At 48.0% G+C, this 25,752-nt stretch carries 32 protein-coding genes; 30 read left to right on the top strand and 2 right to left on the bottom strand.

What is annotated here, in order from left to right; genetic code table 11:
• Positions 1–56: 56 nt before the first annotated feature.
• Positions 57–620 (bottom strand): tyrosine-type recombinase/integrase, encoded by a 564-nt coding sequence (locus MHZ92_RS14475; protein ID WP_239432424.1) that lies wholly within the window; start codon positions 618–620, stop codon positions 57–59.
• On the opposite strand from MHZ92_RS14475, the gene terL reads away from it, so the two are divergent.
• The 28 genes from terL (at position 621) to MHZ92_RS14335 (ending at position 23,677) form a co-directional block, all read left to right on the top strand.
• On the top strand, positions 621–2,537 hold the full coding sequence (terL, locus tag MHZ92_RS14470) for a phage terminase large subunit (RefSeq protein WP_239432423.1): 1,917 nt from the start codon (positions 621–623) through the stop codon (positions 2,535–2,537).
• Positions 2,538–2,635: 98 nt separating this feature from the next.
• The gene (locus MHZ92_RS14465) at positions 2,636–3,514 is read left to right on the top strand and encodes a DUF559 domain-containing protein (protein WP_239432422.1); all 879 of its coding nucleotides are present in this window, start codon (positions 2,636–2,638) and stop codon (positions 3,512–3,514) included.
• A complete protein-coding gene (locus MHZ92_RS14460) occupies positions 3,511–4,302 on the top strand; it encodes a DNA-methyltransferase (protein ID WP_239432421.1) in 792 nt (263 codons plus the stop codon). Before MHZ92_RS14465 ends, MHZ92_RS14460 begins: the two co-directional genes overlap by 4 nt.
• A gap of 15 nt (positions 4,303–4,317) precedes the next feature.
• Positions 4,318–5,847: a phage portal protein gene (locus MHZ92_RS14455; RefSeq protein WP_239432420.1), complete on the top strand. Its 1,530-nt coding sequence runs from the start codon at positions 4,318–4,320 to the stop codon at positions 5,845–5,847.
• Positions 5,848–6,097: 250 nt separating this feature from the next.
• Positions 6,098–6,625: a capsid assembly scaffolding protein Gp46 family protein gene (locus MHZ92_RS14450; RefSeq protein ID WP_239432419.1), complete on the top strand. Its 528-nt coding sequence runs from the start codon at positions 6,098–6,100 to the stop codon at positions 6,623–6,625.
• 26 nt (positions 6,626–6,651) lie between these two features.
• The gene (locus tag MHZ92_RS14445; protein WP_239432418.1) at positions 6,652–7,020 is read left to right on the top strand and encodes a hypothetical protein; all 369 of its coding nucleotides are present in this window, start codon (positions 6,652–6,654) and stop codon (positions 7,018–7,020) included.
• Positions 7,021–7,069: 49 nt separating this feature from the next.
• Positions 7,070–8,089 (top strand): major capsid protein, encoded by a 1,020-nt coding sequence (locus MHZ92_RS14440; RefSeq protein ID WP_239432417.1) that lies wholly within the window; start codon positions 7,070–7,072, stop codon positions 8,087–8,089.
• Entirely contained in the window at positions 8,089–8,313 is a 225-nt protein-coding gene (locus MHZ92_RS14435; RefSeq protein ID WP_239432416.1) for a hypothetical protein, read from the top strand. The genes MHZ92_RS14440 and MHZ92_RS14435 overlap by 1 nt, the downstream gene beginning before the upstream one ends.
• Positions 8,314–8,329: 16 nt before the next feature.
• A complete protein-coding gene (locus MHZ92_RS14430; RefSeq protein WP_239432415.1) occupies positions 8,330–8,725 on the top strand; it encodes a hypothetical protein in 396 nt (131 codons plus the stop codon).
• Positions 8,722–9,537, top strand: coding sequence for a hypothetical protein (locus tag MHZ92_RS14425; RefSeq protein ID WP_239432414.1), 816 nt, complete (start codon positions 8,722–8,724; stop codon positions 9,535–9,537). The genes MHZ92_RS14430 and MHZ92_RS14425 overlap by 4 nt, the downstream gene beginning before the upstream one ends.
• A gap of 12 nt (positions 9,538–9,549) precedes the next feature.
• Positions 9,550–9,948, top strand: coding sequence for a hypothetical protein (locus MHZ92_RS14420; protein WP_239432413.1), 399 nt, complete (start codon positions 9,550–9,552; stop codon positions 9,946–9,948).
• Positions 9,945–10,298: an HK97 gp10 family phage protein gene (locus MHZ92_RS14415; RefSeq protein ID WP_239432412.1), complete on the top strand. Its 354-nt coding sequence runs from the start codon at positions 9,945–9,947 to the stop codon at positions 10,296–10,298. The genes MHZ92_RS14420 and MHZ92_RS14415 overlap by 4 nt, the downstream gene beginning before the upstream one ends.
• A gap of 4 nt (positions 10,299–10,302) precedes the next feature.
• Complete coding sequence (locus tag MHZ92_RS14410) at positions 10,303–10,737, top strand: hypothetical protein (RefSeq protein ID WP_239432411.1); 435 nt, start codon at positions 10,303–10,305, stop codon at positions 10,735–10,737.
• Between the two features lie 19 nt (positions 10,738–10,756).
• Positions 10,757–11,194 (top strand): phage major tail protein, TP901-1 family, encoded by a 438-nt coding sequence (locus tag MHZ92_RS14405; protein WP_239432410.1) that lies wholly within the window; start codon positions 10,757–10,759, stop codon positions 11,192–11,194.
• A gap of 126 nt (positions 11,195–11,320) precedes the next feature.
• The gene (locus tag MHZ92_RS14400) at positions 11,321–11,686 is read left to right on the top strand and encodes a tail assembly chaperone (RefSeq protein ID WP_239432409.1); all 366 of its coding nucleotides are present in this window, start codon (positions 11,321–11,323) and stop codon (positions 11,684–11,686) included.
• A gap of 50 nt (positions 11,687–11,736) precedes the next feature.
• A complete protein-coding gene (locus tag MHZ92_RS14395) occupies positions 11,737–12,018 on the top strand; it encodes a hypothetical protein (protein ID WP_239432408.1) in 282 nt (93 codons plus the stop codon).
• A 4-nt stretch (positions 12,019–12,022) separates the two neighbouring features.
• The gene (locus MHZ92_RS14390; RefSeq protein ID WP_239432407.1) at positions 12,023–15,700 is read left to right on the top strand and encodes a phage tail tape measure protein; all 3,678 of its coding nucleotides are present in this window, start codon (positions 12,023–12,025) and stop codon (positions 15,698–15,700) included.
• Positions 15,697–16,512, top strand: a complete 816-nt coding sequence (locus tag MHZ92_RS14385) for a phage tail family protein (RefSeq protein WP_239432406.1) — start codon at positions 15,697–15,699, stop codon at positions 16,510–16,512. The genes MHZ92_RS14390 and MHZ92_RS14385 overlap by 4 nt, the downstream gene beginning before the upstream one ends.
• A 139-nt stretch (positions 16,513–16,651) precedes the next feature.
• The gene (locus tag MHZ92_RS14380; RefSeq protein ID WP_239432405.1) at positions 16,652–18,364 is read left to right on the top strand and encodes a tail fiber protein; all 1,713 of its coding nucleotides are present in this window, start codon (positions 16,652–16,654) and stop codon (positions 18,362–18,364) included.
• Positions 18,361–18,666 (top strand): hypothetical protein, encoded by a 306-nt coding sequence (locus tag MHZ92_RS14375; RefSeq protein ID WP_239432404.1) that lies wholly within the window; start codon positions 18,361–18,363, stop codon positions 18,664–18,666. Before MHZ92_RS14380 ends, MHZ92_RS14375 begins: the two co-directional genes overlap by 4 nt.
• Positions 18,666–18,809 carry a hypothetical protein gene (locus MHZ92_RS14370; RefSeq protein ID WP_239432403.1) on the top strand — a complete coding sequence of 48 codons (144 nt, stop codon included), beginning with the start codon at positions 18,666–18,668 and terminating at the stop codon, positions 18,807–18,809. The genes MHZ92_RS14375 and MHZ92_RS14370 overlap by 1 nt, the downstream gene beginning before the upstream one ends.
• A complete protein-coding gene (locus MHZ92_RS14365; RefSeq protein WP_239432402.1) occupies positions 18,802–18,960 on the top strand; it encodes a hypothetical protein in 159 nt (52 codons plus the stop codon). The genes MHZ92_RS14370 and MHZ92_RS14365 overlap by 8 nt, the downstream gene beginning before the upstream one ends.
• Before the next feature lie 18 nt (positions 18,961–18,978).
• A complete protein-coding gene (locus MHZ92_RS14360; protein ID WP_370644749.1) occupies positions 18,979–21,009 on the top strand; it encodes a phage tail protein in 2,031 nt (676 codons plus the stop codon).
• Positions 20,999–21,214, top strand: a complete 216-nt coding sequence (locus MHZ92_RS14355) for a hypothetical protein (protein WP_239432401.1) — start codon at positions 20,999–21,001, stop codon at positions 21,212–21,214. The genes MHZ92_RS14360 and MHZ92_RS14355 overlap by 11 nt, the downstream gene beginning before the upstream one ends.
• A 147-nt stretch (positions 21,215–21,361) precedes the next feature.
• Positions 21,362–21,670, top strand: coding sequence for a hemolysin XhlA family protein (locus tag MHZ92_RS14350; protein ID WP_239432400.1), 309 nt, complete (start codon positions 21,362–21,364; stop codon positions 21,668–21,670).
• A gap of 20 nt (positions 21,671–21,690) precedes the next feature.
• Positions 21,691–21,972 (top strand): phage holin, encoded by a 282-nt coding sequence (locus tag MHZ92_RS14345; RefSeq protein WP_239432399.1) that lies wholly within the window; start codon positions 21,691–21,693, stop codon positions 21,970–21,972.
• Entirely contained in the window at positions 21,969–23,246 is a 1,278-nt protein-coding gene (locus MHZ92_RS14340; RefSeq protein ID WP_239432398.1) for an N-acetylmuramoyl-L-alanine amidase, read from the top strand. Before MHZ92_RS14345 ends, MHZ92_RS14340 begins: the two co-directional genes overlap by 4 nt.
• Positions 23,247–23,317: 71 nt before the next feature.
• Positions 23,318–23,677 carry a hypothetical protein gene (locus MHZ92_RS14335; protein WP_239432397.1) on the top strand — a complete coding sequence of 120 codons (360 nt, stop codon included), beginning with the start codon at positions 23,318–23,320 and terminating at the stop codon, positions 23,675–23,677.
• Here MHZ92_RS14335 and MHZ92_RS14330 read toward each other — a convergent pair.
• A complete protein-coding gene (locus MHZ92_RS14330) occupies positions 23,669–24,343 on the bottom strand; it encodes a hypothetical protein (RefSeq protein ID WP_239432396.1) in 675 nt (224 codons plus the stop codon). The genes MHZ92_RS14335 and MHZ92_RS14330 overlap by 9 nt on opposite strands.
• Positions 24,344–24,541: 198 nt before the next feature.
• Between MHZ92_RS14330 and MHZ92_RS14325 the strand changes: the two genes are divergently transcribed.
• Complete coding sequence (locus MHZ92_RS14325) at positions 24,542–25,402, top strand: ParM/StbA family protein (protein ID WP_239432395.1); 861 nt, start codon at positions 24,542–24,544, stop codon at positions 25,400–25,402.
• The gene (locus tag MHZ92_RS14320; RefSeq protein ID WP_239432394.1) at positions 25,399–25,662 is read left to right on the top strand and encodes a hypothetical protein; all 264 of its coding nucleotides are present in this window, start codon (positions 25,399–25,401) and stop codon (positions 25,660–25,662) included. Before MHZ92_RS14325 ends, MHZ92_RS14320 begins: the two co-directional genes overlap by 4 nt.
• The last annotated feature ends 90 nt before the right edge of the window (positions 25,663–25,752 follow it).

Raw genomic sequence — 25,752 nt, 5'->3', positions numbered from 1 at the left:
AACACAAACGAAAGCCCCCGTCATCATAACGGAGGCTCTAGCGTTCACTATTCGTTTTACAAATTCACCGCATGATAAACGTTGGCAACCTCGGCAGCTTCAATTCCGATATAGCGCAATGTCTCGCGCTGTGACGAGTGATTCAATACGCGCATAAGCAACGCAATATCAACGCCGGACTCATAAGCGAAATAACCGAATGTCTTACGTAAGCTATGCGCACCGAACGAAGTATAAACGCCATCAAGTCCGGCCCTAGCGATTGCGTCGTTTAGTATGCGATATGCTTGCACGCGACTGATCGGCTTATTGCCCTTAGCTGCGCAGCTCTTGCGCGAGGGAAATACGTAGTCAGAGTCGGAAGCATCCGCAGGGATCAACGTACTTATAGCGTCTTTCGCTGCGCCGTTTAACGTAAACGTACGTGTCTTGCGCGTCTTACCTTCCGTAATGGTAACAGCATCCTTATCGCGCAAGTCACCGACGGTCAGCGCCAGCAAGTCGCTAATGCGGAGGCCAACGTTAATGCCGAGGGTAAACAGCAGTAGGTCGCGCCCATGTAACGATTGTTTAATTCGCTCGATGTGCCTGCGGTCTTTAATCGCCTGTACTTCGTTCATATGAAACACCGTCCATTCTTGAATGATACGCGTCAGCGTTATGTTACACTCAGTTTACGCGAAGATATAACGGAAGTCAAGCGCAATAATAACGAAAAGGTGGTGATGTATTTGGCGTGGGTGAATAACGAGTGGCTTGCGCAGGACAAGCGGCGCGAACTGATCGAAGTCTATACGGAATACATCGCCGTACTTGACGCGCAATATCCGTCAGTGGACGACTTGGCGGACGCCGGAATGCTCGAAGATTATTTCGAGAAACGGACGGAACTAGAACGCCTCGAACGGATTGAGCGCTGTGAAGGCGACAGCTACGAATTTGCACTCGAATACTTCTCGGACGCAAGAAATCCGGGCAACGACGGAAACTGGGAAGGTTTCGACATTCCGACGAAGGCTGATGCGCCGGACTTCCACCGTGAAATGACGGAAGTAATCGACGACGTATCTACGGTTAACACAAACGCAAAGGTCGGTATAGCTGCGCCTCGGTCCCACGCGAAGTCAACGTGGTTTACGAAAGACTTCCCGATAAGCGAGGTCGTCTATCGCAAGCGTAAGTATATTATCATTATCTCCGAAACGCCAACGGTAGCAAAAGCGAATATGGAATGGATACGGAATCAATTGAAATTCAATCGCAAGTTGCGCGAAGACTTCGGACCATTACTTTCGCCGAAGGATCAGTCGAACATCACGGACAATAGCGAAGAATTTATCGCGTGGCATGACGACGGTAACGGCGGTAAGAAGCAACTCGCGCTAATGCAAGCGGCTTCAACCGGACAAGCCTTGCGGGGACGTAACTGGAACGGTGCTCGACCGGACTTAATCATATGTGACGACTTGGAGGACGCTAGGCCGGGCGGTAACGCGTCGACACCGGAACAACGCGCTAAACTACGTGATTGGTTCGCGCAAACGGTTATGTCGCTAGGTGATCCGAAGGGCAAGCGGACAGCATTCGTAGTCGTCGGAACAACCGTTCATATGTCGTCGCTACTTATGCAGATACTCCACGAACGCGCCGACTTCAATACGCGTATTTATCGCGCCATTATCGACGAGCCAAAACGGATGGACTTATGGGAAACATGCCGTCTTTTATACGTAGACCGAAACGACCCTAACCGCGCAACTACGGCGAGGTCGTTTTTTGATGCGAACAAAGACGCCATGCTAGAAGGCGTTCGCGTCCTATGGCCGGAAGTACAGTCGATTTGGACGCTCATGACGTGGAAGTGGAATAACGGTAGCAAGGCCTTCAACACGGAGTACATGAATAATCCGATAGACGAGGAATCGCAAGTATTCAATCCGGAAACATTTACGTATTACGAGGGCGACATTGACGTGCTTAACGACCGATACGAAGTCGCAAACGGCGTCGACCTAGCCCTCGGTAAGCAGCGCGGTGACTATTCTGCGATTGCTACGACGGCGAAGGACAAGTCGACAGGCGTTATCTATGTTGCGGATATGTACGGACAGCGCGTTAAGCCTGACGAATTCATACGCGAGAATGTGGCGAACGTCTTGCGGAATCAGCCGACCGTCATTGCGGCGGAAGCGGTTGCGGCGCAGGAATTCTTCGTTGACGAGTTGAAAAAGGCGCTCACGAAAGTCGGATATCCGTCGGAAACGCGCGTCAAGAAGATATACAACAGGACGCGGAAGGAACTGCGGATTGAGGCGTTACTGCCGATGATCGAGAACGGCACAATTCAGTTCAGCCGAAAGCATTCGCTATTACTCGAACAATTCGAACGCTACGGTACCGGCGAAAATGACGACTGTATTGACGCGCTCGAGATGGCGATTTCCGCACTTGCTGATAACGCCGTAGCAGTAACGACTGTGAGACGAAACGATCGTTGGAGCACTAGCGGAAGTAATCAAATGAATAGACGTAGGTAATTCAGAGGCGAATAGGGTAGCTCCCGACAAACGTACACTCCGGTGCGTTTTCGCCTTTTTCTAATGCCGGAAAATAAGTCATGTGGAGAGTGACGAATATGCAGAACTATAAAAACGAAAATTGGTTACGTACCGAATATAAAGATAAAGGGCTTTCCGCGACAACTATAGCCCGTAATGAAGGCGTAAGCGAAACTACAATAACTTATTACCTAAAGAAATTCAAACTACATGAAAAAGGTCGTATGGGAGATAAATTCAGGAAGACTAAGCGCAATACATTCAAAGTTGTGAAATGTAGTAATTGCGGTACCCCAACAAATAAGAGTATAGAAGAAATAGAACGAACGGATCGGGTAAATAATGCTGAAATGTATTGTACAAGAGAATGCGCAGATAAAGCACACTCTTTAAGAATGCGAGGGGAAAGAAACCCGAATTTTGAGGGCGAGTGGTACGGTCCAGACCCTAGCACAATACTTACAGCAGAAGAAAGACGTGAGAATGCGTTGAGGGCAATACAAGCTCGCAAAGAAAACGGCACTCATGATGAGAGTATGAAAAAGCTACACGAAGGGCATAAGGCATTCTTTTCAACTCCCGAAGGAAAGCAGTTGCGTGTGAAGAATGGAGTGAAATCCGCTGCTCTTTTTAGGGATGGAAGGCGTACTTCAATCGAAATTAAAATGGCGGAAGAACTGGAACGTCGGGGTATTAAATTCATCGAACAATTTAACTTAGACAATATATTCGTCCCGGATTTCTATTTACCTGAGTATAGAATAATAGTCGAATGTGACGGCGACTACTGGCACAACTTGCCTAGCGTTATAAAGAAGGACAACCGTAAAAACGCATACTATAAATCTCGTAATTATTCGTATTTTCGTTTTTGGGAACACGAAATCAACACGGACGTAGAGGCTTGCGTCGATATTGTTCTCGCCGAGATAAACGCAAAGGAGGCGATAGCATGACGCAAACTAACGCAACACACCTTAACAAGATTACGCAAGGAGATTCGCTAGAAGTCTTACGCGAATTAGCCGATAACTCAATCGACTTAACGGTGACATCGCCTCCTTACGATAATTTACGAACGTATAACGGTTTTACGTGGGACTTCGAAGGAATTGCGCAGGAATTATATCGCGTGACGAAAGACGGCGGAGTTGTTGTTTGGATTGTAAACGACGCAACCATAAACGGAAGCGAAACGGGAACATCGTTTAGACAAGTCCTTCACTTTATGGAATGCGGATTTAAACTACACGATACGATGATATGGCAAAAGATTTCTCCCTTCCAACATAAAAATCGATATATTGCTAGTTTTGAATACATGTTCATCCTTTCAAAAGGAAAGCCTAAAACCGCTAATCTTATAAAAGACCGCAAAAATAAATGGGGTGGCACGGCTGTACATGGAACGCTACGGCAGATAGATGGAAGTCTGAAAAAACCGACCGGCATGAAAGTTGGGCGCAAAGTTGCGGAGTACGGCGCTCGACTAAACATATGGGAGATGCCAGGAGATAAAGCAAATAAAACAGGGCATCCGGCAGTATTTCCCGAACCTCTAGCGCAGGATCATATTCTGACGTGGTCAAACGAAGGCGACGTTGTTCTCGACTGCTTCGGAGGTTCCGGCACTACCGCAAAATTGGCACTACTAAATAATCGTAATTTTATTCACATCGACATTAGCGAAGAATACGTCGCTATCGCAAATCAGCGCATAGTCGATGCAATACAAACGAAATAGGAAGGAGGCGCTAACTTGGCGGATTTTAACTTACTAACGCCGGAGAATCTTAACGATCTTATCTATACGCCGTTTCAGCAGTCAATCGGCGAGGCGGAACATAGGCGACTACAGAAGCAACACGCGAACTACTTATACTACGCCGGCTATCAGCATCGAGGCCCTGCGGACGAACTCGTAAAGGCGGACGACTTACAACGCCCACCCGGACTCGACTACGACCCGACGCGCTATGCGACGAACTATTTCAAGGCGTTCATCAAGCGCAAAGCACGCTGGCAAATGGGCGGTAAGCACGGCATTGACGTAAACGCGCGTCAAATCGACCCGCCGGAACTCTCTACCAAGCCGGACTACACGCCGTCGCCTGCGCAACAAGCGGAATACGACCGAGCCGAAGCGCTAGAAACGCTGATTTACCAACTATGGCGCGAGAATCGTATGCGCGAACGTTTACTACAAGGCGCTAGAGATCGTCTGATTGCCGGACGTGTAGCGGTGAAAATACTGTTCAATCAGCGGACGGGCAAGCTCAAATGGGCGTGGCATCCGGATACCGAGACATTCCCGATTTACTCCGAAGATGATTTCGAGGATTTAATCGCGTGTCATTTCGTTAAGGAACTGCGCGACGAAGAAACGGGCGAAACGCTGTATCAGAAGCAGACGTTCGAAATGATCGACGGTATCTGCTGGCTATCGGAAGGCGTCTATAACGCGGAACTTAAAATCGTCCGCACGATAACGCCGAAAGCGCCGATGGGACTCGACTTTATACCCGTCGTACTCATACCGATTGAAGACCTCGCAGGCGAGCCGGCAATCAACACGGAAATCGACGATATGCGCTCGCAAACGGACGTACTCAATCAGATGAACGAGGACGCAATCGATTCGCTCAAATTCGAAATGTTCGGTATCACGGCTGTTATTAACGCGCCATCCGGAACAGCGGAGAAGATGGAAATATCACCGGGCGCAGTCGTCGGCATTACCGGCACGCCCGAACTAATGCCGGATATAAAGAAGGTCGAAGGCGGATTCCGTTGGAACGAAGCGTTTAAGGCGCAATACGAGCGCGTAAAAGGCGCACTCCACGAAATCACGGCAATACCGCAGATGGCGATTAACGACCTCAACTTCGGCGGAATGAACACGGACGCTCTACATATCGTCTTTCACGATATTATCAGCGAAACCGAGGAACACTGGCTCGCATGGGAACCGCGCTTGCACGAACTCCACGAAAAGTCCGTCCGTTATTTACAGGCGCGCGCAAGCTCGAAGGTATTCGCATACGACAAGCAGGCGCTATCTCTTATCGGCGATAACTACGAACACGAAATCAAGTTTGCGCTACCTTTACCGGACAATCGCAAAGACCTCGTAGAGTTACTGACGCTCGAAATGGACGCGGGACTCGAATCGCAGTCAGGCGCATTGGCGCGGGCAGGCGTAGAGAATACGGCAGTCAAGCGACAGGAAATCGAGAATGAACGCAAGCGGGCGCAGGTTCAGAGCGATCCGTATAGCGGACAAGAGTAGACAAAAACTGCCGAGGAGAGGGGGGAATAAATAAATGAAAGATGCTTGGGACAGCTTTATTTATTTTCTAGGATACATCTTTCTTGTATTGGTATTAGCAATGATGTTATTCGGAGGAAGTATGTCAGTAGACAACCCCCTAATCAAATAACTAAACCGACTGAAAAATAAAACCTAACATGACCGCACGCGAAGTCGCTAAACTATGCGGAATATACGCGCGACGGCGCTTAAACGGGAGGACAACGATATGAAAACGAAAGAAACGGATTTACTACGCCTTAACTTGCAATTCTTCGCGGAGGAACCACCGGCTGAACCACCGGCACCAACGTACACACAGGCGGACATTGACCGCATTGTAGGCGAACGACTAGCGCGCGAGAAAGCGAAGGCGGATAAAGCCGTCGAAGAAGCGAAGGCGGAAGCAGAACGCAAGCGACTCGAAGAAGAATCGGAGTTTAAAACGCTCTATGAACAATCGCAGGCACGGATTGCGGAAATTGAGGCGCAAGCGAAAGCGGCGGAACTTGCTGCGAAAAAACAATCGCTATTACTCGAAGCCGGCTATTCTGCGGACAAGTTAGCGGACGTACTGCCGTTTATTATGGGCGCGGACGAGGACGAAGTAAAGGCGTCAGTTGAGCGGTTTAAAGCCGTAGCGCCACCGACACCGGCGTATGTTGATCCGGCAACAGGCGGAGGCGGACGACAGCAGCCGGAACAGAAGGACCCGAAAGACCTCGGCAGAGAATTATTCAAAAATCGGAAAAAGTAATAACAAAAACAGGAGGAATATAAAAAATGGCATACACACCTAAATTTTCACGAACTGAATTCGTAGGCGGTAAAAATATTTTAGCATCTCAAATTTTACAATACGTACATGGTGGCGCAACACTAGACGCGACTAAATTTCCAGTAGGGTTGGTTGAAGTCGGGACATTGATCGCTAGAAATACAACTAGCGGAAAATACGAACCTTTCAGCGCTGTTGCGGGATACGATAATTTTTACGTGTTGAATGAAGATTATATTAACGATGGTGTGAACGATGTAATCGTGGGAGCTGTGCTTATCGAAGGCTCTGTATACACTGCAAAATTACCGGAAGCACCTACGGCAGAATTCAAAGCAGCTAACCCGAACATCCATTTTGTTCAACATATTTAAATATACAAATCACACAAAACTATTTGAAATTACAGGAGGAATATAAAAAATGGCAGGAATTACACACTTACAGGAATTTTCTAAAGAAACACTAAGAGGGTTTGTTGACGAGTCATTGGAGGCACGCGTACCTACGGTAGTTGACCGTTACATGAAGAACGATGTTACTTATGACACTAACTTTGCGTACGACATTATTAAACGTTCTAACCACATTGCGGCCATGATTGGTTTAGGCGCAGAAAAGCCAGTAGTTGACCGTCATGCTACGGCCAAAGTTATGGGCGAACTAGCTCACTTCGGTTTGCAAGACGTAATTACTATCGAAGAACTTTACGCAATCAATCAAGCGCGTAATAGCGGTGAACAAGCTGCAATGGTCGATAAATTGTTAAACCGTGCTGCTGATCTATTGGACGCGCTAGACTTGCGTATTCAAGTAGAGAAAATGAAAGCGGTCGGACTTGGTAAAAACGTCTATAACAAAAACGGCGTAAAAGTCGAACTTGACTATCAAATTCCGGCAAACCATAAAATTGTCCTTACTAGCGGAAATGACTGGAACGATGTTAATCGCGATGTAATCGGCGACCTATTAACGTGGGATAAGACTTATCGCGATACTAATAAAAAGAAAGCGGACGCCATTTGGATGACTCGCGAAATGCTTTCGAAGTTGACGAAAAACGTTTTAATCATCGCAGAAGCAGGACGTCCAGCCGGCTCTACTCGCGCAAGTGAAGCGGAAGTGCGTACGGTATTGGCTGGATTCGGATTGCCGGAGATCGTAATTATCGAAGATACAGAAGCAACGGTGAAAGACATCGAAACAGGTAACGAAGAGACAATCGAATTCTTCCCGAAAAACCGCGTAGTATTTATTTCCGAAGGTGTAGGCGAGTTCTTAACTGGCCCGAACCCTGACGATGCAAACTTCGCGCCTGTTCGTACTTTAGAAGCGTTTGATTTGCGTACACCTAAGCGTTCTATCTTCGAAGTGGCTCAAACTGGATTCGCAGTAGTCGATAACCCATCGCTACTATTACACGCTGACGTAGTGCCTGCGTAATGACAAACGTAAAAGTTAAGACGGTAGGCGCGATCTTTAACGGTCAGCCTATCGGCTCAACGATTGAACTAACGCAAGCCGAAGCGGAGCATTACGCAGCCCTCGGCTATGTCGAAATCTTAGCGCAAGCGAAAGCGGCTAAAACAACGGAGTCAGCGCCGAAAGCCGATAAGCCTGCGCCAAAGACGACGGCAGCGCGTAAGAAAACGAAGGACGATAAATAAACGGGAGGTACGCAGAATGGCGACGTTACAGACGTTAACTCAACGACTGGCAAGACGATTTGAAGCGGTAAGCGCGTTGCCGGCGGACGCAGCGCTACTTACGATGACGGATACGTTTGATACGTTCGGTTACGTAGCGGACGCCGACGTACCACCGGCTGACGTTAATAAGCTACTCGCGTACGCTTCCGCAGACTTGGCGACGCTTGTAGCGATTAACGCGGCATCCTACTTTAAATATACGGACGGTGAAGAATCGGTCGACAAGTCGATGATTGCGAAGGAGTATCGCGAGATTGCGGCTGTCTTCCGTGCGGAATATCAAGCGGAGCTAGACGTACAAGCGGTAGGCACACGTTCAGCATTCGCAGTTATGCCGAGGCGTGACCGTTTGCGTGGCGGTAAGCCGTGAGTAAACAAGCGGAACTCGACCGCATTTATAAGCGCATAGCAGACGAATATCACGCGCTAAACGCCAAACAAGTCGCGTATGCAATCCGAGAGGTCGGACGTGTTCGCGCCGAAGTAGCCGAATTACTAACGGAGTTTGCGGCGGACGACGGTACGATCAAACGGCAACGACTTTCACGGCTATTGCGCGAACTTGACGGCGTTGAGCGTGACCTCCGGAAATACGGAACGGCAGCAATAGACGAGATAATCGAAAAGTCGGCGTCATTTACAACGTCGGCAGTTAGCGCAGGCTTTGCGACAGTTGCGGGCGTGCCGTTGATTACCGGCAGTTTCGAGCGTTTGAATCGCGAAGTTGTTAACTACGTTACGCGACGATTCGGCGAAGATGGCCTCGTGCTGTCCGACCGTATATGGGGAACGTCCGGCGACATACGCGACGCAATCGGCGCATCCTTACGCTCCGACATTATACGCGGAGAATCAGTCGGAAAGATGGTCGCAAATGTGCGGAAAGCCTACGATAACGAAACGTGGAAAATCAAGCGGCTAGTTGTGACGGAAGGCAATACGGCGTATCGGACGGCGAGCGCATTATCAGCGCAACGTAGCGAGGTTGTTTCGTGGGTGAAGCTGAACGATAACGGCTCGCGACATAAGAACCACGAAAGCCACCGTTGTTACGTATTGGCGCGCGAGGATCGATACGGCGAAGGTGCTGGCGTATTCAAGCCGACGGATAGCGAAATCTATATGCCACATCCGAACTGTTCGAGCTTTATTACAGCCGTCTTAGACAAGCGATATTTATAGGAGGTGACTACGATGTTAAACGAAGCAGATATCAAATTCATGAAGGCAACGCGCAAGGAAATCGTCAAGAACCGGCAGACGCTAATAACAATCGCATATGAGGGCGCAGGAACGGTTGACGAAATCACAGGCGAAGTAACCGGAGGCGAAACGGTCACACGCGACGTTATGTCCGTAGTCACCGAGATATCGTCGGCTGCGGGCGCAAATCACGAACGGATTCTAATTAACGGAATTGCAGTCGAAACGGGTGACGTATGGCTATCGATCGACTTCGATTTGATTGCGGATATCGCGGATAAAATCGATAAGATACGGTACGACGGAGTATGGTACGCAGTCATGGCGTCCGATAAAAAAGGCATCGGCGAAATTAATCGCGTCGAAGTGATAGGGCGGGTGATTACGTGAATTTCGAATTAAAAGCGGTCGGCATCGACGAAGTAATGAAACGCTTTAAAAACTTCTACAACGCATCGACGGAAGAAGCGGTAGGCAAGACGGTTGAAACGTATGCGCGCAAGATGGCGAACGACGCTGCGACGAATGCGCCGGTTAAGGACGGATTTCTAAAGAACTCGCTCGCCAGTTCTCCGCAACAGGAAGCGAAGATGACGTGGACGTTCGGCTCGGACTTACCGTATGCCTTACGCCAAGAATACGAACATCGGTCGCATAAAGGTTTCGTGCGCCGATCTATTTGGACGAATCGGGAAGCGTATCGGGCGGCATTAAAGCGTCGGATAATCGAAGGGAAGTGACGCGGTGCAACTGAATCTACAGCATTCGTTGCGTACGTATTTAGCGTCGGTCATGGGCGTTCAAGTCGTATGGATATTCGACGGCGTTAAGTTACCGGACGAAACGGCTAAACCGTTCATGACGATTGAACAGATGCAGAATAACAATGCGGTACTTTCGAAAGGACGCGAAGCTGTCGAAACTATACACCGATTCCAAATCGGCTTATTTGCGAAATCAGCTTCCGAGCGTGCGACGCTACAGGCGAAAGTCAAACGGCACTTACTTTTCGATAAGATACCGCTAATAGATTTAGGACAGTCGCCGGCAGTTGTCAGCGGCTTTTTTCATACGGAATTAACCGGCGAGGTGCCGATTGGTGCCGATAGTACGGACGCGAGGAATACGTATCATCGCGTCTATTTTGACGTGGAGATTGACGTAATTTATTACGCATAAAACAAGGGGGCTATAACGGATGGCAATTTTAAAAGGACAAGAAGTCGTATTCGCAGTCCGATTTACGGAAGGCACGGAACAGACATTGCGCGTACTTTATCAGACGAGTGGTGGACGTTCGAAATCACGCGATGAAATCGACATCGCAACGAAGGATATCGACGGGACTGACTACGGTAAAAAGACGGAAACTATTACGTTCGAAGGACTTATGTCTACGGACGATCCAGCTCTAGCGCAATTGGAAAAGCATATCGACGACGCTACATTCGCGGAAATCCTCGAAATCAACATCAACACACTAGAAGCGAAAGTCGGTACGTACATGATGTCGTCTTTCGACGTGGATTATCCGGATGACGAATCCGCGACGTATTCGTTCGAAGCGAAATTGATCGGTAATACGAGAACAGAAACGTTAACCGACGTACCGGAAGGCGCAACGACTATCGACTGATTTAACGACGGGGCTTAATCGCTCCGTCTTTTTAATTGCGCAAGATTGCGATAGCACAATTACCGAACGTGGCGGATAATCCACGGACAAATACGCGACGGCGTTAAAAACGGGAGGCTACTAATTATGGCGACTTTTACAATCGGAGAAAAAGAACACGAACTGAAACTTACGTATGCAGGCGTTAAGAAACTGAACGCAATTCACGAAGGCGGATCATTCGAGCTTATCGGTAAAGCGATGATGGGCGACCTTGATACGTTCCCGCACATCATACAAGCGGCTCTATTACACACGGGCGAGAACTACACGTTTGCGCAAATTGAGCGAGCTATCGACGAAGCAATCGAAGGTGAGCGCTTGGATATGAACGATATCCTACGTCTGTCTAACGAGGTAATCACGCAAAGTTTTTTCTACAAGGCGACGGTGACGAAGTTAATGAGCAAGGACAAGAAAGCGAAAGCGGCGCTGGACGAACTTCTGAAATAAACGCCGATCTTTGCGAAGTCGAGCGAGCTATCTACGACGGATGGCGATACTTGCGGAAGGATGCGACGGCGGTATTATCGTACACACCGCGCGAGTTTACGATAATGATACGCGCGCAAGCCGGACGTAATGAGGACGAATATGAGCGTATGGCGCACGCAGCAATGATGAACCGTCAGGCTTATCACGCGAAGAAGCTGAAATTTAGCGACTTGTTTAAGCGTCCGTCCGATAAGGTTGCGGATAAAACGAAGTTAAAAACGTTGAAAGAAAAAACGCGCGAAGCTAACGAATGGCTTGCGGGCTTGACGAGCGAGCGCAGGAAGGAGTGACGCGGTGGATTCGAATAACATTCTAGTTAAGGTTGGCGCGGACATCACCGATTTTAGTCGCAAGATGAAAGCGGCGACTGGCGACCTCGATAAGTTCCAACAAGCGAATAAAGAAACGTTTGATTCGTTTAAGCAAGTAGGCGCGGGAATCACAGCGGGTGGTGTCGCAATTGCTACCGGCCTCGGCGCAGCGGTAAAGTCGGCGGCAGGTTTCGATACTATTATGCGTAAAGCTGGCGCTATTGCCGGAGCCACGACCGAGGAATTCGACGCTATGAAATCGGCGGCGATCCAGTTAGGGGCGGATACTTCCAAGTCAGCCGGTGAAGTTGCGGAATCGATGACGGAAATGGCTGCGAAAGGTTTTAGCGCTATGCAGGTAATCGACGCAATGCCCGGAGTTATCGCCGCATCGGAAGCGTCGGGAGAATCGCTTGCACTAACGGCTGATACCGTGGCTTCCGCACTAAACGTGTGGGGCTTAGAAGCGAGCGAAGCTAGTCGAGTGGCCGACGTACTTGCGATGTCTGCGAACGTATCAGCGGCGGGCATTGACGATTTAGGCTACGTCTTAAAATACGCAGGAGCGCCGGCAGCGGCGTTAGGAATATCGTTAGAGGAACTAGCAGCTGCGGCTGGACTTATGACCGATGCAGGCCTTGATGGAAGTAACGCTGGAACATCGCTAAGGGCATCGTTATTAGCGCTCAATAATCCGGCGAAGGCGCAAGCGAAGATAATGAAGCAAATCGGATTCTCGATGCAGGATACCGAAGGGAATGCGAAATCTCTTTCAGACATGATCCGCGATATGACGTCAGCGACCGAAGGAATGACGGAAGCCGAGAAGGTAGCAACGATAGGTAAACTCGTCGGAACCGAAGCGGTTTCCGGATTCCTTGCGCTCATGAAAGCGGGACCGGACGCAATCAACGCGAACACAGCAGCACTCGAAAATAGCGCCGGAGCATCGCAAGAAGCGGCGGACAAGATGATGGCGGGAATCGGCGGTGCATGGGAAGAAATGATGGGCGCGTTTGAATCGGCGGCTATCTTAATCGGCGATCAGTTAGTACCATACGTCCAGCAATTCGCAGAATTCGTTGGAGAATTAGTCGACAAATTTAACTCGGCAAATCCGGTAGTTCAGCAGTTCGCCGTAATTGGAACGGCAGTCGCGGCGGCGTTAATGTTAATCACCGGTCCAATTCTCTTATTAATCGGGTTTATACCGAATATTATTGCGGGCTTTGGCGCAATTGCGACAGTCTTCGCGCCAGCAGCAGCGGGAGCGACGGCAACTGCGGGAGCAGCAACAGGACTTAGCGGTGCTATAGCGGCATTAGCGGGACCGATAGCGATTGCAGTTGCGGCGATTGTCGGGATTGGAGCGGCACTAGTACTTGCGTACAACAAGGTCGATTGGTTCCGCGATATGGTTGACGGGGCTTGGAAGAAGATATCCGAATTTACGCGCCAAGCATTCGAAGTAGTGAAACAGTTCCTTATCGACGTATTTAAGGACATCGTTTCTTTCGGGAAAGCGCAATTAGATAAATTCAAAGCGTTTTGGGACGAAAACGGCAAGGCAATTATGACGTTGGTTAAAATCTATTTTACGACTATATGGGAACTCATTAAAGGCGTAATGGGCATCATTAAAGGTATTTTCGAAACCGTATGGCCAATTATTTCCGGTGTCGTAAAGATTGCGTGGAACTTAATAAAGACTATCGTTAGTACCTCAATCGATCTCGTACTCGGCATTATACAAACCGTTATGAAGCTGTTGCAGGGAGATTGGGAAGGCGCTTGGGATACGATTAAAACAACCGCAGTAAAAATAGTAACTGGTATCGTTAAATTCTTTAAAGACGTCGACCTATTACAAGTCGGTAAAGACATTCTTCAAGGGCTCGTTAACGGATTTACGTCGATGGTTGACTCGGTGACAAATACGGTTAAGAATATTGCGTCTAAAATTAAGAACGCAATTACCGACTTCTTTGACATTCATTCACCTTCGCGTGTTATGAAGGGAATAGGTGAGGATATCGGCGAAGGTCTCGCGATTGGAGTCGACGCCACCAAAGCGGCCAACGAACGCGCCATCACCGGAGTTGCGAAAGTACTATCGGCAGTTGCTCGAAATAGCGCGCAAGAAATCGAGAAGATAGACGAAGAAAACGAAAAGAATCGCGTCGCTATTAAAGAGGACTTCGCGAAGAAGCGTGAGGAACTCGAACGAAAAACCGCTCAATCGATTCAGTCCGCGCTAAAAACGCACAAGAATAAAAAAGGCGAAATTGTTACGACAGGCACGCAGAAAGTCCACAAGATTCAAGCGGACGCTGCGGCTAAACTCGCCAAGCTAAACGACGATGAACAGAAGAAACTTATCGCAGCTAACGATAAAGCATGGGCGGCTATGCAGAAGAAAGAAGCGGCAATCGCGAAGGAACGCCTCGAAGCTGTCAAGACGTACGTAGCCGATAAGAAGTCGCTAGACGAGTTATCCCTCGTAGCTGAATCGGAAGTATGGCGTAAGTCACTCGCTCTATTTGCGGAAGGCACGAAGGAACGCGTCGAAATACAGCGAGGTTATCAAGCGGCGCTTAAAGCGATCAACGATGAAGTCACGAAGACTAACGAAGAATATGCGGGCAAGATGACGGTCATTAACGATAAGTTGCGCGAGGAAGAGAAGAAACTAACGGATGAATACGAGAAGTCTCTCGACGACCGTGCGAAGTCGTTGCAAAACTTCATCGGAGTATTCGATTTCTTCGAAGTTAAAATCGAGAAGACGGGCGGAGATTTGCTCGATAACTTGAAATCGCAGGTTAACGGATTCGTCCGTTGGCAGCAGGAAATCACGTTATTAGCGAATAAGGCGATTGACGGCGGTCTACTCGACGAATTACGCGCAATGGGTCCGAAAGCATTACCGGAATTGATCGCGCTAAATTCGATGACTGATTCGCAGCTATCCGAATACTCGGCGCTGTATAAAAAGAAATCCGAACTAGCGCGTCAGCAGGCGGAAAAAGAACTCGTCGGCATGAAGGCGGACACGAAGAAGCGTATCGACGAATTGCGTGCAACTGCTAATACGGAACTCGAAGCGTTACGTAAGGATTGGGTCGCGAAGGTTCAAGGCATAACGAAAGCGTCCGACGACGAACTTATGACGTTAAAGAAAATCGGACGTCAAGCGGCGGAAGGCTTAAAGGTCGGACTCGAATCGATGGAGCCGGCGCTAGTCCGTACAGCGCGTTCTATTGCGAATTCAATTTCGAGCGAAATATCGAAAGCGTTACAAGTCAAGTCGCCATCACGCGTTATGATGCGAATTGGCGGGTTTGTCGGCGAGGGCTTAATGGTCGGAATGGAAAACATGCTTAACGATATCAAGCGAGTTGCTGGACGTATGGGCAAAATGGCGGTTCCGGAAGTACCGCAAATCGCCGGCTATCAGACTCCGAGAAGCGGTGCGGGCGTTAGTCGTTCGGTAGGGTCGTCGGTTAATTCTTCTGTCGCGACGGGTCCGGGAATTAGCGTAACGTTGAATTACTCAGGTTCCGGAAGTAACGATGACGCGATGGAAATGGTCGATATTATTGAACGCGAATTAGGTAGTCGAGTAAATTCGCGGCTACGGTGGAACGGGGTGAAGGGTTGAGTCTTATTATTGAAAAGTTAGACGGAACTGTTTACGATTTAAAGGAATTCGGTTTAGTACCGCTGATATTTACGCTAGACTCTCCGACACCTCGGCACACTGCGGAGATCGTGGAGGGGAGGGACGGGCATATAGACCTCGGAACGACCTTCGAAGGACGTACGATGCGTTCGACGTTTTACATTAAAGGAACGGATAAATACGATTACCTACTATTGAGGGACGAAGTATTTCGCCTATTCGACGCGAGGACGTTTTTCTATCTCATTGACATTGACGAGCCTCGCAAGCGATGGAAGGTGAAGACTGCGGATATGTATACGCCTATTAATCATAGGGCGGAAGCGGGGACGATGGAAATATCCTTCGTTTCCCCTTCTCCATACGCTGAATCATACGGAACGACACTCGATCCGTTTACGTTTACGGCTGAAAAATGGCAAGTCGGGCAGGGCGTTATCGCGGAAGACTTAATATACGCACATAATACGCAAAACTTCCGTATATACAACGGTTCGGACATACCGATAAATCCGAGGGAAATTCCGTTGCTGATTAAGTATCAAGGGGCATCCACAAACCTCCGGATTCGAAACAATACAACTGGCGACGAATGGGCGTATACGGGAGCTAGCGGAATAAACGATACGATTCTGCTGGACGGCGTCCGCTCATTGAAAAACGGATTGACGATATTCGGGCAGACAAATCGAAAATTAATCACTCTTGCTAGAGGTTGGAACGACTTCACTTTAATCGGTGCGAGTGGTTCCTTTTTGATTTCGTTCGACTTCCGATTCCACACGATATAAAGGCGGTGAGAAAATGGCACGGTATAGAACGATAAATGTGGACTTGAATCGGCAATATCGCAATGATTTGAATGCGAACTTTGCTCAAATTGAGCAGGACATTAAAGCAATAGAGGACAGCGATTTACAAGATCAACTCATGGCAGAGTTAGAACGTGTAGAGCGTGAATCGAAAGAACGGGATAACGTTCTTGTCAAACAGAACTTGGAAACCTTGCTCCAAAGTATTGAAGATGCCAAGGCGAACGCCAATACAGCGGCGGCAAGCGCTACCACGCAAGCCGGACATGCCAAAACGCAAGGTGACTATGCTAAGGCGCAGGGTGACTACGCAAAAGGACAGGGCGACTATGCAACTTTAAAAGGCGATTACGCCAACGAAAAGGCTATTGAAGCCGATGCGGCCGCAGGACGTGCAAACCAGGAAGCCACAGGACTCGAATCACTGAAAGTCGCTGTTGTGGATGCCACACAGTCTGCAAATACTGCGGCGGGGAATGCACAGACGCAGGGTACCTATGCGAAAGAGCAAGGTGACTATGCCAAACGAATGGCGGATGACATAGCCAATCAAGCCGGAGTTACGAGCGTTAACGGGAAGTCTGGCGCCGTAACACTAACGGCGAGTGATGTTGGGGCTGTACCTACATCGGAAAAAGGTGTAGCTGGTGGAGTGGCGAGATTGAACGCTTCTGGAAAGGTCATTGATGCTTCCGGTAATGAGGTTGAGGGGAAAGTTAGAACAGTAAATAATGTTGCGCCTGATGTAAATGGGAATATTGCAGTACCTACCTTTAGTGGAAATTATAACGACCTATCCAATAAACCGGCATTAAAAACTGTCGCTACTACTGGCAGTTATAATGATTTAACCAATAAGCCGACAATTCCTGCACCTGTAACGCTGAACGATACGATAACAAGCACGAGCACAACTCAAGCGGCTACAGCTAATGCGGTTAAACAAGTGAACGATAAGTTGGTTAATAATATAGTTGCTATAGGTTCCAATTCGGCAACGTCGGGAACTAACACAATCGCTATAGGTAATTCTTCGAATGTATCAAGCTCTAACTCAATCGCAATAGGAGCGTTTGCAAAAACTACTGGAAGCTTCGCCGCCGATATCGCAATAGGGCAAGCCTCAACCGCATCAGGAGGAAGTAGCGTAGCCATCGGATTATCTGCATCGGCAACTAATCAAACAAGTGTAGCTATTTCATCTAATGCTATCGCTTCTGGATTCGCAGGACTAGCTTTTGGATATGTTGCTGAAGCTACTGCGGAAAATGCTGTCGCTCTAGGAAGACTTGCAAAGGCAATAAATATTGGCGATGGTATCTTGGGTACTGCCGATAGAACAAATAAATGGCGTGTTCCGGGCTCTTTCTCAGTCGGTGGAACAAAGCAGTTTGAAATGCCACATCCTCACCCTGACAAAAAAGACACTCATGTATTGCGTCATAGCGCTGTGGAATCACCAACAGCAGGGGATAATTTATATAGGTATACAGTCGAAGCCCAAACAGACGGTGAAACAGTCACGCTACAACTACCTGATTACTTCCAATACCTTAACAAAGACGTGGACGTATGGGTAAACGGTGAAGGACATTTCGGAAGGGCATTCGGTAAGGTTGAAGGTGGCACCCTGTACGTCACTTGTGAACTTGCTGGAAGATACAAAACCCTTGTCATCGGCACACGTAATGACGGTCATGATTCGGTTCAGTCATGGAACATTAAAGGTGTCGAGAGGGAAGTAGGTGAATCTTGGACAGGAGAAACCTATGTTTTTGAGGATGATGAGATTATCGCAGATGATGAATATTTAGAGGAGGAAGTCACATGAACATTGTAATAACTAGCAGTAAGCTTCAGTATAAAGCGAATGACGGTGGCGTTACCCGACGTATACCCGAACACTTTGTAAAGCGCTCTGTCCTCTTTGAAGTGGATGGAGAAGAACGACGAATTGATATCGACAAATCAACGCTGCCCATCTCTGCTTCAGAAGACGAGGTTATAGCTTATATTTCAGCAAACATCAGTGAATCAACTGTAACTCAAAAAGAAATTGAAAACATGCGAAATGATTTGAACCAGGCAATTATGGAACTATCCATGATGGTAGCTTTAGGAGGTAGTAAGTAATGTTTACAGTTGATAGTGTTGTTGCAAAGACATGGGCGGACGCAGTCAAAAAAGGGGAGAAGAAACTTGAAGAAGTACCTAATCTCTCTAATCTTATTGATATCGTTACTCAAATTGTGGAAGGAGATGAAGCAAATGTTTAATGAAAACAGTATCGTTGTACGCACATGGTATAGCGCAGTTATGTCAGGAGTTTATCCTTATTCCATGGTTCCTGATGTTTCGAATCTTAGGGATGAGGTTGGAAAAAAATTAATTCAATCCGGTTATGATATCGAAGCGCCGAACGCCTGATAGGCGTATTTTTTATGGTTGAAAGCAGGTGATACCTTGATTGTCACGCACATAGACGGTCGTAGCGAATTTTTAACCGACTACAAATCATTGCAAATAAAGGAGAGAGTGAATGGCGAGTATTCTCTCTCTTTTTTGTTGTTTAAAACTGAGCGAAACGAGCATTCATTTTCACTAGCTGTGGAAGAAAGCATAATCGAATACGACGGGCAACAGTATCGAATCAAAAAACTGGCTGAGAAAGTAATAGGTAAAACGCCTGTAAAACAAATTCAGGCTGACCACACTTTCTTTGATCTTGTGGACGTGTACCAATACGACACGATTTCAGGCGCAAAACAATTATCTGTGTGTCTCGCTCATGCATTAACTGGAACAGGGTACACGTTTGAAGTCATCGATTCGTTTTCATCCGTTACTTTTGAAAACTACGGTGATGATAATGCGCTCGCTTTAATTCAGACTGCCTTGAATCGATTCGGTGCCGAGATCGAAATCAATAAGAAACACCTCCGTTTCCGTCGTCAAATCGGAAGGAAAACAGATATTCAATTCAGGTACGGGTACAATATCAAAACACTTGATTTGAATGTGGACAGTAGTAATCTTTCAACCTATATCAGAGGGTACGGGAAGCAGAATGAGGATGGTTCTTATGCTGCTTCTGCCGAGTACACTTCACCACTCGCATCTATTTATGGTATTCGTCATGCCAAACCTGTAAGGGATGAACGTTACACGACGTATGCCGGTTTGTTGCAACGTTTACAGAATGATTTACAAGACATACCCGAAGTAAGCATAACCCTTGAAGCGGTTGAACTCGAAAAGGCAGGTATCGATACCGAGAAAATCGAGTTAGGCGATGACATTTTCACCATTTATGAACCATTGAATATCGATATTAATGCTCGTATTGTCGAGAGAATTAGGTTTCCCGAAGAGCCAACTCCCAATCGATTCACCATTGCAAATGTCCGAGGGAGTGTAGTCGATAGCATTGCGGACTTTCAACGGACGAAAGACCGGATTGACGGCATATTTGAAGGTAAAGAGAAGCTACCGTTTAACGTCCTTGATGATGCGGTGCAACGGGCGACGCAAGCATTGCAATCCGCACAAACTCAAATCAAGTTCGAAAATGGATTTCTCGCCATTGATCCGACAAACCCAAACCGGATGGTGCTTATTAATAGCAAAGGTATCGGCATCAGCAAAAATGGCGGAGCATCATTTACTGAAGCAATAACTGCTGACGGGTTCGTTTTGTCGGCTGGGGCTATCGGTCAGCTATCAGCAAATAACATCAATGTGACAGGCATGATTCACGCCATTAACAATGAAGGAAGTACGACAATTGACGGTGGGAAAATTACCACAAATAGTATAGACGTTGAAAAATTAATTGCAGGACATCTGACGGGTTTTACAATTCAGACCGATTATTTGCCACAGAATCCCCGCATCGTATTAAACAAGTCGAGCTTCCAAGCTGCAAACGGAAGTAACAGAATAACAATGAATCCTGCAGAGTGGACAGACCATGCCAAATTCGGCATCGTCACTAATAACAACTCCTTATCTATTCAACTGTATGATAGCAGGTCTGTCATTTCTAACAATGTTGGCCAGCTCGAAATCTGGGCGATTAACGGCGGTGTGGGTGTCGTGGGTGACTTTAATGTGCAAGGTTCGAAAAACGCATCAGTATCGACCTCTCAAGGAATGGTCAACGTGTCAGCTTATGAGACTGCTGAATACTACTTCGGAGATATCGGACGAGGGGAAGTAACGGACGGTGAATGCGTCATCCACATAGATTCATTGTTCGCTGAAACCGTCAACACTGACATTCAATACGAAGTCTTCTTAACTCCTTACGGCAAAGGCCAGATTTATGTAGATCCTGACGGCATGACACCTGACAGCTTTACAGTAAAAGGTGATGACATTCCATTCGCCTACGAAATCAAAGCCAAGCGTAAAGGTTATGAAGATGTCCGTCTGGAAGTGACTTACGAAAGCGAGGGCGAGTCCGTTGCGTATTAAGATGCTCCGTAAAAATGATGCGGGTGAGGTTGAAGAATTCTACGTGTCGAGTTGGGAAGAAAAGCAACTCTACGATACACAGCGGAAAAAGTATAGGCAACTTGAATACGAGATTCCCGAAAACAATCGGAAACAGGCGTTACAGCAACGTCAAAAGTTGGCAAGGGAATTGCGGGTGATTCATGAAGAATTAAAGAAACTTTGAACGTCCCCACGGGCGTTCTTTTTTCTTCGCAAAATAAAAAACGGCATGGATTGCGCCCATGCCTCGCCGTCAATCGAAGGGTAACGAAGACGGTGTATTTACATTATAGGCGATACGCAGATATATCGCAACTTAAGGGGGCACGTTATGAATGGAGGGTCTGTCGATATGGACTTATGGCGGGAACGCGTTAACCAAGACATCACGGACATAAAGAACGATATTAATCGCTTGAACGCGAATCAAATCGGAATCAAGGACGATATACGCGACTTACAAATGTCGGATAAATTGCAGGATCAGGAGATTTCGACGTTAAAGGCGACACTCAGCGAAATTAAAGAGGATACGAATTTCATCCGCAGAAAGATTACGGGCGCAATCATCACCGCAGTAATCACGGCAATCTGCGGAGGGCTGCTCGGAATAGCTATCGTATCAATCTTCGGACAATAAACGAATGGAGGACGAATTACATGCGCATTAACTGGAAGGTACGATTTAGAAACCCGATGTTTTGGACGCAAATAGTATTAGCCGTCGCAGTTCCGATTGGCGCATACTTCGGAATCACAGGCAGCGACATTACGACATGGGGCGTTCTATTCGATATTATTACGGACGCGCTATCTAATCCGTATGTCTTGTTCATGATCGGAGTCAGCGTATTTAACGCGGTAAATGACCCGGTCGTGCGTGGCATATCGGACAGTACGGATGCTCTCCGTTACGAGCGGCCGAAAGATAATTCAAATTGAGTTTCGTAGAGCAACTGGCGCCGTTTGCGATTAAACACGGACGCACGAACGGCGTCTTGCCTTCGTTAATTATTGCGCAGGGAATCGTAGAATCGGCGTCCGGCGCATCGGAACTCGCCGTCAATGCGCGCAACCTATTCGGAATTAAAGCCGGAGCCGGCTGGAAAGGCGAAGTTTACACGAAGCGCACGGCGGAGCAAAAGCCGGACGGCACCGTTTATCATATAGACGCAGACTTTCGCAAGTATCCGTCATATGAAGGTTGCGTTATCGATCTAGTCCGCAAGTATACGCACGGTACCGGATGGGAGTCGCACAATCGGTACGCCGCAGTCCTCAATCAGACGGATTACCGCGAGGTTACGGCTGCAGTGTTTGCGGCGGGCTATGCGACAGATGTAAGGTATCCAGCGAAGCTAAACGATTGTATCGGACGATACGAATTAACTAAATACGATAAGGATGGCGATAAGGTGGTTAAAATTGCGTTGGACGCAGGTCACGGAATCAACACGCCCGGCAAGCGCACGCCCGATGGTGAATTCGAATGGACGTTCAATAATGCGGTCTTGCTTGCGTGCGTTGAGCGTTTGAATACGTATCAAGACGTATCTATATTGCGACTTGACGATCCGACCGGACGGACTGATGTTCCTTTGCGCAAACGTACCGACAAGGCTAACGCGTGGGGCGCAGACGTCCTCGTATCGATTCATCACAACGCGGATAAAGGCGTGTGGGCGACGCATGGCGGCGTAGAGACTTACGTAGCGCCTAACGCAAGCAAGGCGTCAAGGGATATCGCTGCTATCGTACACCCGCGGATTGTAGCGGCGATGGGCTTACGTAACCGTGGCGTAAAGACGAAGAACTTACACATGACGCGTGAAAGCCGGATGCCTGCGATATTAACCGAAGGCGGCTTTATGGATTCGACGGTTGATATCAAGGCTATGCGCAATCCTGCGAAGCTAAAGGCGCAAGGCTACGCAATCGCGGACGGCTTGGCGACTTACTTTAAATTGCGGAAGAAACCGGTAGCGTCTTCGCACACGCCTGCAAAGGAGGCGGACGATATGCAGTTTACAAGCGGTACATTGCGGAAGGAATGGGAAACGTTTCTCGGAAGCAAGGCGCAACGCGAGATTGCGGTTAGGGCTGCGGTAGATGCGGGCTACTCCGAATCTTGGATTAAGAAACTAGCGGATGGAAACATCGCGGATGGCGATGTAGCAGCGCTTGCAGTCGGCGCGTTGATTCGCGCAAATAAATAAGAGTAACGCCCTATCCGTCGTGGATGGGGCGTCTTTTTTTTTGTTATAATGGCGTAAAGGAGGCGTATGTCATGGCGTTAATTCCCGAGGAATCTTTGCCGTATTTCGAGAATCAACTGTATTTACCGCTAGTTCTTACGATACTATCGCGGGATCGTGCGACCATTGAGCGCGGTTCATTCAAACTAAAGGCGCCTTATTTACGTCTGATTGACGCCGCAATCGAGGCAGTACAGCGCGATATAAAAGAGACTGCGGATTACTTGCGCGCGAATAAACTGCGCCTAGAACGCGGGGCAGTAGGCGATACATTTACGACATACATATTTTACTACGGCGGCTATACGGAGGAACGGCGTTATTTAAACGTTAGATTGCGCAATCGGACGGAGGAACTTCTCGAAATCTACTTAATGCGCGGTTCAATCTGAGTCGTCGAAGTTCCACCGGTAGGTTTCGCGGTCAACGGCTTTCGGCGTAATCTTGCGGGTGATGCCTCGGAACTTCTGCTTTGCGCCTTCTACGAGAAAGACAAGCGTTTCATTCCACGTAGCCTTATACGGATTATCGCGATTGACATAGCGCATGAACTTCTTTAATTCTGCGGTAGTAACGTCGTCGAAGGCGGCCATGCGGTTATTGTGATGTTGGAGTATGTATTCGATGATTTCGGGGTGGCGTATTGCTGCGTCTATTAATATAGCTGTTGCGCGCGTAGGGGATATGTCAAGTAAGTTCGCAAGCAGACTAATATCCTCGTAATCTCGCTGTGTAAAACGGATGCTAATGCGGTCAGCAGCCTCGGACTCTATCGGTTCGTTAATAGTAGGATTATCGGGATAGCCGTAAAATAGCGTATTCTCTACGCGTAAGATGCCCCGCTGGAAGTACGGCGCAAATCGCTCAATAACTTCTCGATGGCGGACTCCTTCGTAACATAGTAATACTCCGATTCTTCCGATTGGTTGATCCGTGATATAAGCGAACCTCTCGACCTCGTATATTAGTCTACTAGAAATAGTCGGGCCGACGTGTACTTTTTTATCCGACCTCTCCTTGCGTTCCTCTCCGTTTTTATTTTTCTTTTTAAAAAACAATTATCGCCCTCATTTCGCTGTATTAGCCCGCTATTTGTGGCATGTGGCGGACTTATTTTTAGTCTATGCGAAAGTCTGACGAATATTCGACGCAAGTTCAGCGTAGTATGTTTTACGAGCGATATACTGACGTAAAACAGACGAAGCGTAAAAGTAGCCGTTTGTTATACGCTCGTATAACGAAAAGGGGGAGTTTATATGTCAAAGTTGATACTCGGTGTCGATCCGGGGAATTATCGAGGTAAGACCGCAGGCCCTTACGGAGTTGACAGTTACCGGACGGCGATTTGCGATTGGTTCGAGCGAAACATCGAGGAAGATTTCGGCGAAGATGATATGGAGTTCGCGTATGAAGGACGCAAAGGTTACGCAGGGACTCTCGCATCCTACGAGGATCAATTCGGTGGCGGTGCGATGTATGGCGACAGTAAGGCGCACGATGATACGTTGATTCGCGTGTTGCTCGCAATCTATCGCTATACTACGAAATACTGTCCGGGCTTTGAACGCTTCGACCTCGTAGTTGGTCAGCCGATTATTTCGCATAAGAAGTCGGAGAAGCAAAAGCTCGAACTCTTATTGCGCGGTACTCACAATATAACGGTTAATGGAAAGCCGTTCACATTTACGATTGATCGCGTCGGCGTAGCTGCCGAAGGCTCGGGCGCATCTATGGCGTCACCGCGCGAAGGTGTTTACCGCATTATCGACGTCGGTAGTGGGACGGTTAATTGCGCATCAATCAGCGATTACCGGCATATCAATACGGCGTCGGCTACGTTTAACTACGGTGTAGAAACGTCGGGTGGTCGCGAGAACGCGGATGCTATTGCGCGCGCTGTCATACGTTCAACAACGCAACTTAAATGGCGCAAGACCGATAACGTCCTCGTATGCGGTGGAATCGCTAGTGACATCATGCCATTACTTGCGGAGCATTATACGCAAATTAAGCCGTTAATTCCGCAATTGAACGCGCACAACGGTCTACAAATACACTTACCTACGTTTGCTAACGCAGTCGGCTTCTACGAAATCGCAAGGCTGACGTATGCATGAACGCGAAAGAGAATCGCACAATCAAGGCGGTGTCATTTTCGCACGACGACGAATACGAAAGCGAGCTTTACGCGTTTGCGACTGACCCTGCGCGCGGTAAGTTCGGTCCGTATATTAAGCGTCTTATTGATCGCGACCGTGCGAGCTTGTCCGCTACACCTGCGCAAGTGATGCCGATGCCTGTAGTGCCTGACGCAATGGTTGCGCAAGCGCCCGCTAAAAGTAACGTAGGCAAGACGGTAGCGAAGGCGTTTCTGTGACGAGGTAATTCGTTCCTTTGACGCGCGAAAGTTATATCGCTATAATCGTTAATAACACAGATTCCGCAACCGAAGCCGTATGACTTGCGG

The sequence above is a fragment of the Sporosarcina sp. ACRSL genome, from assembly GCF_022346605.1.
In the GTDB taxonomy this organism is placed as follows: Bacteria; Bacillota; Bacilli; order Bacillales_A; family Planococcaceae; genus Sporosarcina.
This window is presented reverse-complemented; position numbering and strand designations above follow the sequence as displayed.

What these genes read in the sequence shown, in the direction of transcription:
- MHZ92_RS14475 (WP_239432424.1), bottom strand. Translation starts at nt 620, where the DNA reads ATGAACGAAGTACAGGCGATTAAAGACCGCAGGCACATCGAGCGAATT.
- terL (WP_239432423.1), top strand. Translation starts at nt 621, where the DNA reads ATGAAACACCGTCCATTCTTGAATGATACGCGTCAGCGTTATGTTACA.
- MHZ92_RS14465 (WP_239432422.1), top strand. Translation starts at nt 2,636, where the DNA reads ATGCAGAACTATAAAAACGAAAATTGGTTACGTACCGAATATAAAGAT.
- MHZ92_RS14460 (WP_239432421.1), top strand. Translation starts at nt 3,511, where the DNA reads ATGACGCAAACTAACGCAACACACCTTAACAAGATTACGCAAGGAGAT.
- MHZ92_RS14450 (WP_239432419.1), top strand. Translation starts at nt 6,098, where the DNA reads ATGAAAACGAAAGAAACGGATTTACTACGCCTTAACTTGCAATTCTTC.
- MHZ92_RS14445 (WP_239432418.1), top strand. Translation starts at nt 6,652, where the DNA reads ATGGCATACACACCTAAATTTTCACGAACTGAATTCGTAGGCGGTAAA.
- MHZ92_RS14440 (WP_239432417.1), top strand. Translation starts at nt 7,070, where the DNA reads ATGGCAGGAATTACACACTTACAGGAATTTTCTAAAGAAACACTAAGA.
- MHZ92_RS14435 (WP_239432416.1), top strand. Translation starts at nt 8,089, where the DNA reads ATGACAAACGTAAAAGTTAAGACGGTAGGCGCGATCTTTAACGGTCAG.
- MHZ92_RS14430 (WP_239432415.1), top strand. Translation starts at nt 8,330, where the DNA reads ATGGCGACGTTACAGACGTTAACTCAACGACTGGCAAGACGATTTGAA.
- MHZ92_RS14420 (WP_239432413.1), top strand. Translation starts at nt 9,550, where the DNA reads ATGTTAAACGAAGCAGATATCAAATTCATGAAGGCAACGCGCAAGGAA.
- MHZ92_RS14405 (WP_239432410.1), top strand. Translation starts at nt 10,757, where the DNA reads ATGGCAATTTTAAAAGGACAAGAAGTCGTATTCGCAGTCCGATTTACG.
- MHZ92_RS14400 (WP_239432409.1), top strand. Translation starts at nt 11,321, where the DNA reads ATGGCGACTTTTACAATCGGAGAAAAAGAACACGAACTGAAACTTACG.
- MHZ92_RS14380 (WP_239432405.1), top strand. Translation starts at nt 16,652, where the DNA reads ATGGCAGAGTTAGAACGTGTAGAGCGTGAATCGAAAGAACGGGATAAC.
- MHZ92_RS14375 (WP_239432404.1), top strand. Translation starts at nt 18,361, where the DNA reads ATGAACATTGTAATAACTAGCAGTAAGCTTCAGTATAAAGCGAATGAC.
- MHZ92_RS14370 (WP_239432403.1), top strand. Translation starts at nt 18,666, where the DNA reads ATGTTTACAGTTGATAGTGTTGTTGCAAAGACATGGGCGGACGCAGTC.
- MHZ92_RS14365 (WP_239432402.1), top strand. Translation starts at nt 18,802, where the DNA reads ATGTTTAATGAAAACAGTATCGTTGTACGCACATGGTATAGCGCAGTT.
- MHZ92_RS14350 (WP_239432400.1), top strand. Translation starts at nt 21,362, where the DNA reads ATGAATGGAGGGTCTGTCGATATGGACTTATGGCGGGAACGCGTTAAC.
- MHZ92_RS14345 (WP_239432399.1), top strand. Translation starts at nt 21,691, where the DNA reads ATGCGCATTAACTGGAAGGTACGATTTAGAAACCCGATGTTTTGGACG.
- MHZ92_RS14335 (WP_239432397.1), top strand. Translation starts at nt 23,318, where the DNA reads ATGGCGTTAATTCCCGAGGAATCTTTGCCGTATTTCGAGAATCAACTG.
- MHZ92_RS14325 (WP_239432395.1), top strand. Translation starts at nt 24,542, where the DNA reads ATGTCAAAGTTGATACTCGGTGTCGATCCGGGGAATTATCGAGGTAAG.
- MHZ92_RS14320 (WP_239432394.1), top strand. Translation starts at nt 25,399, where the DNA reads ATGAACGCGAAAGAGAATCGCACAATCAAGGCGGTGTCATTTTCGCAC.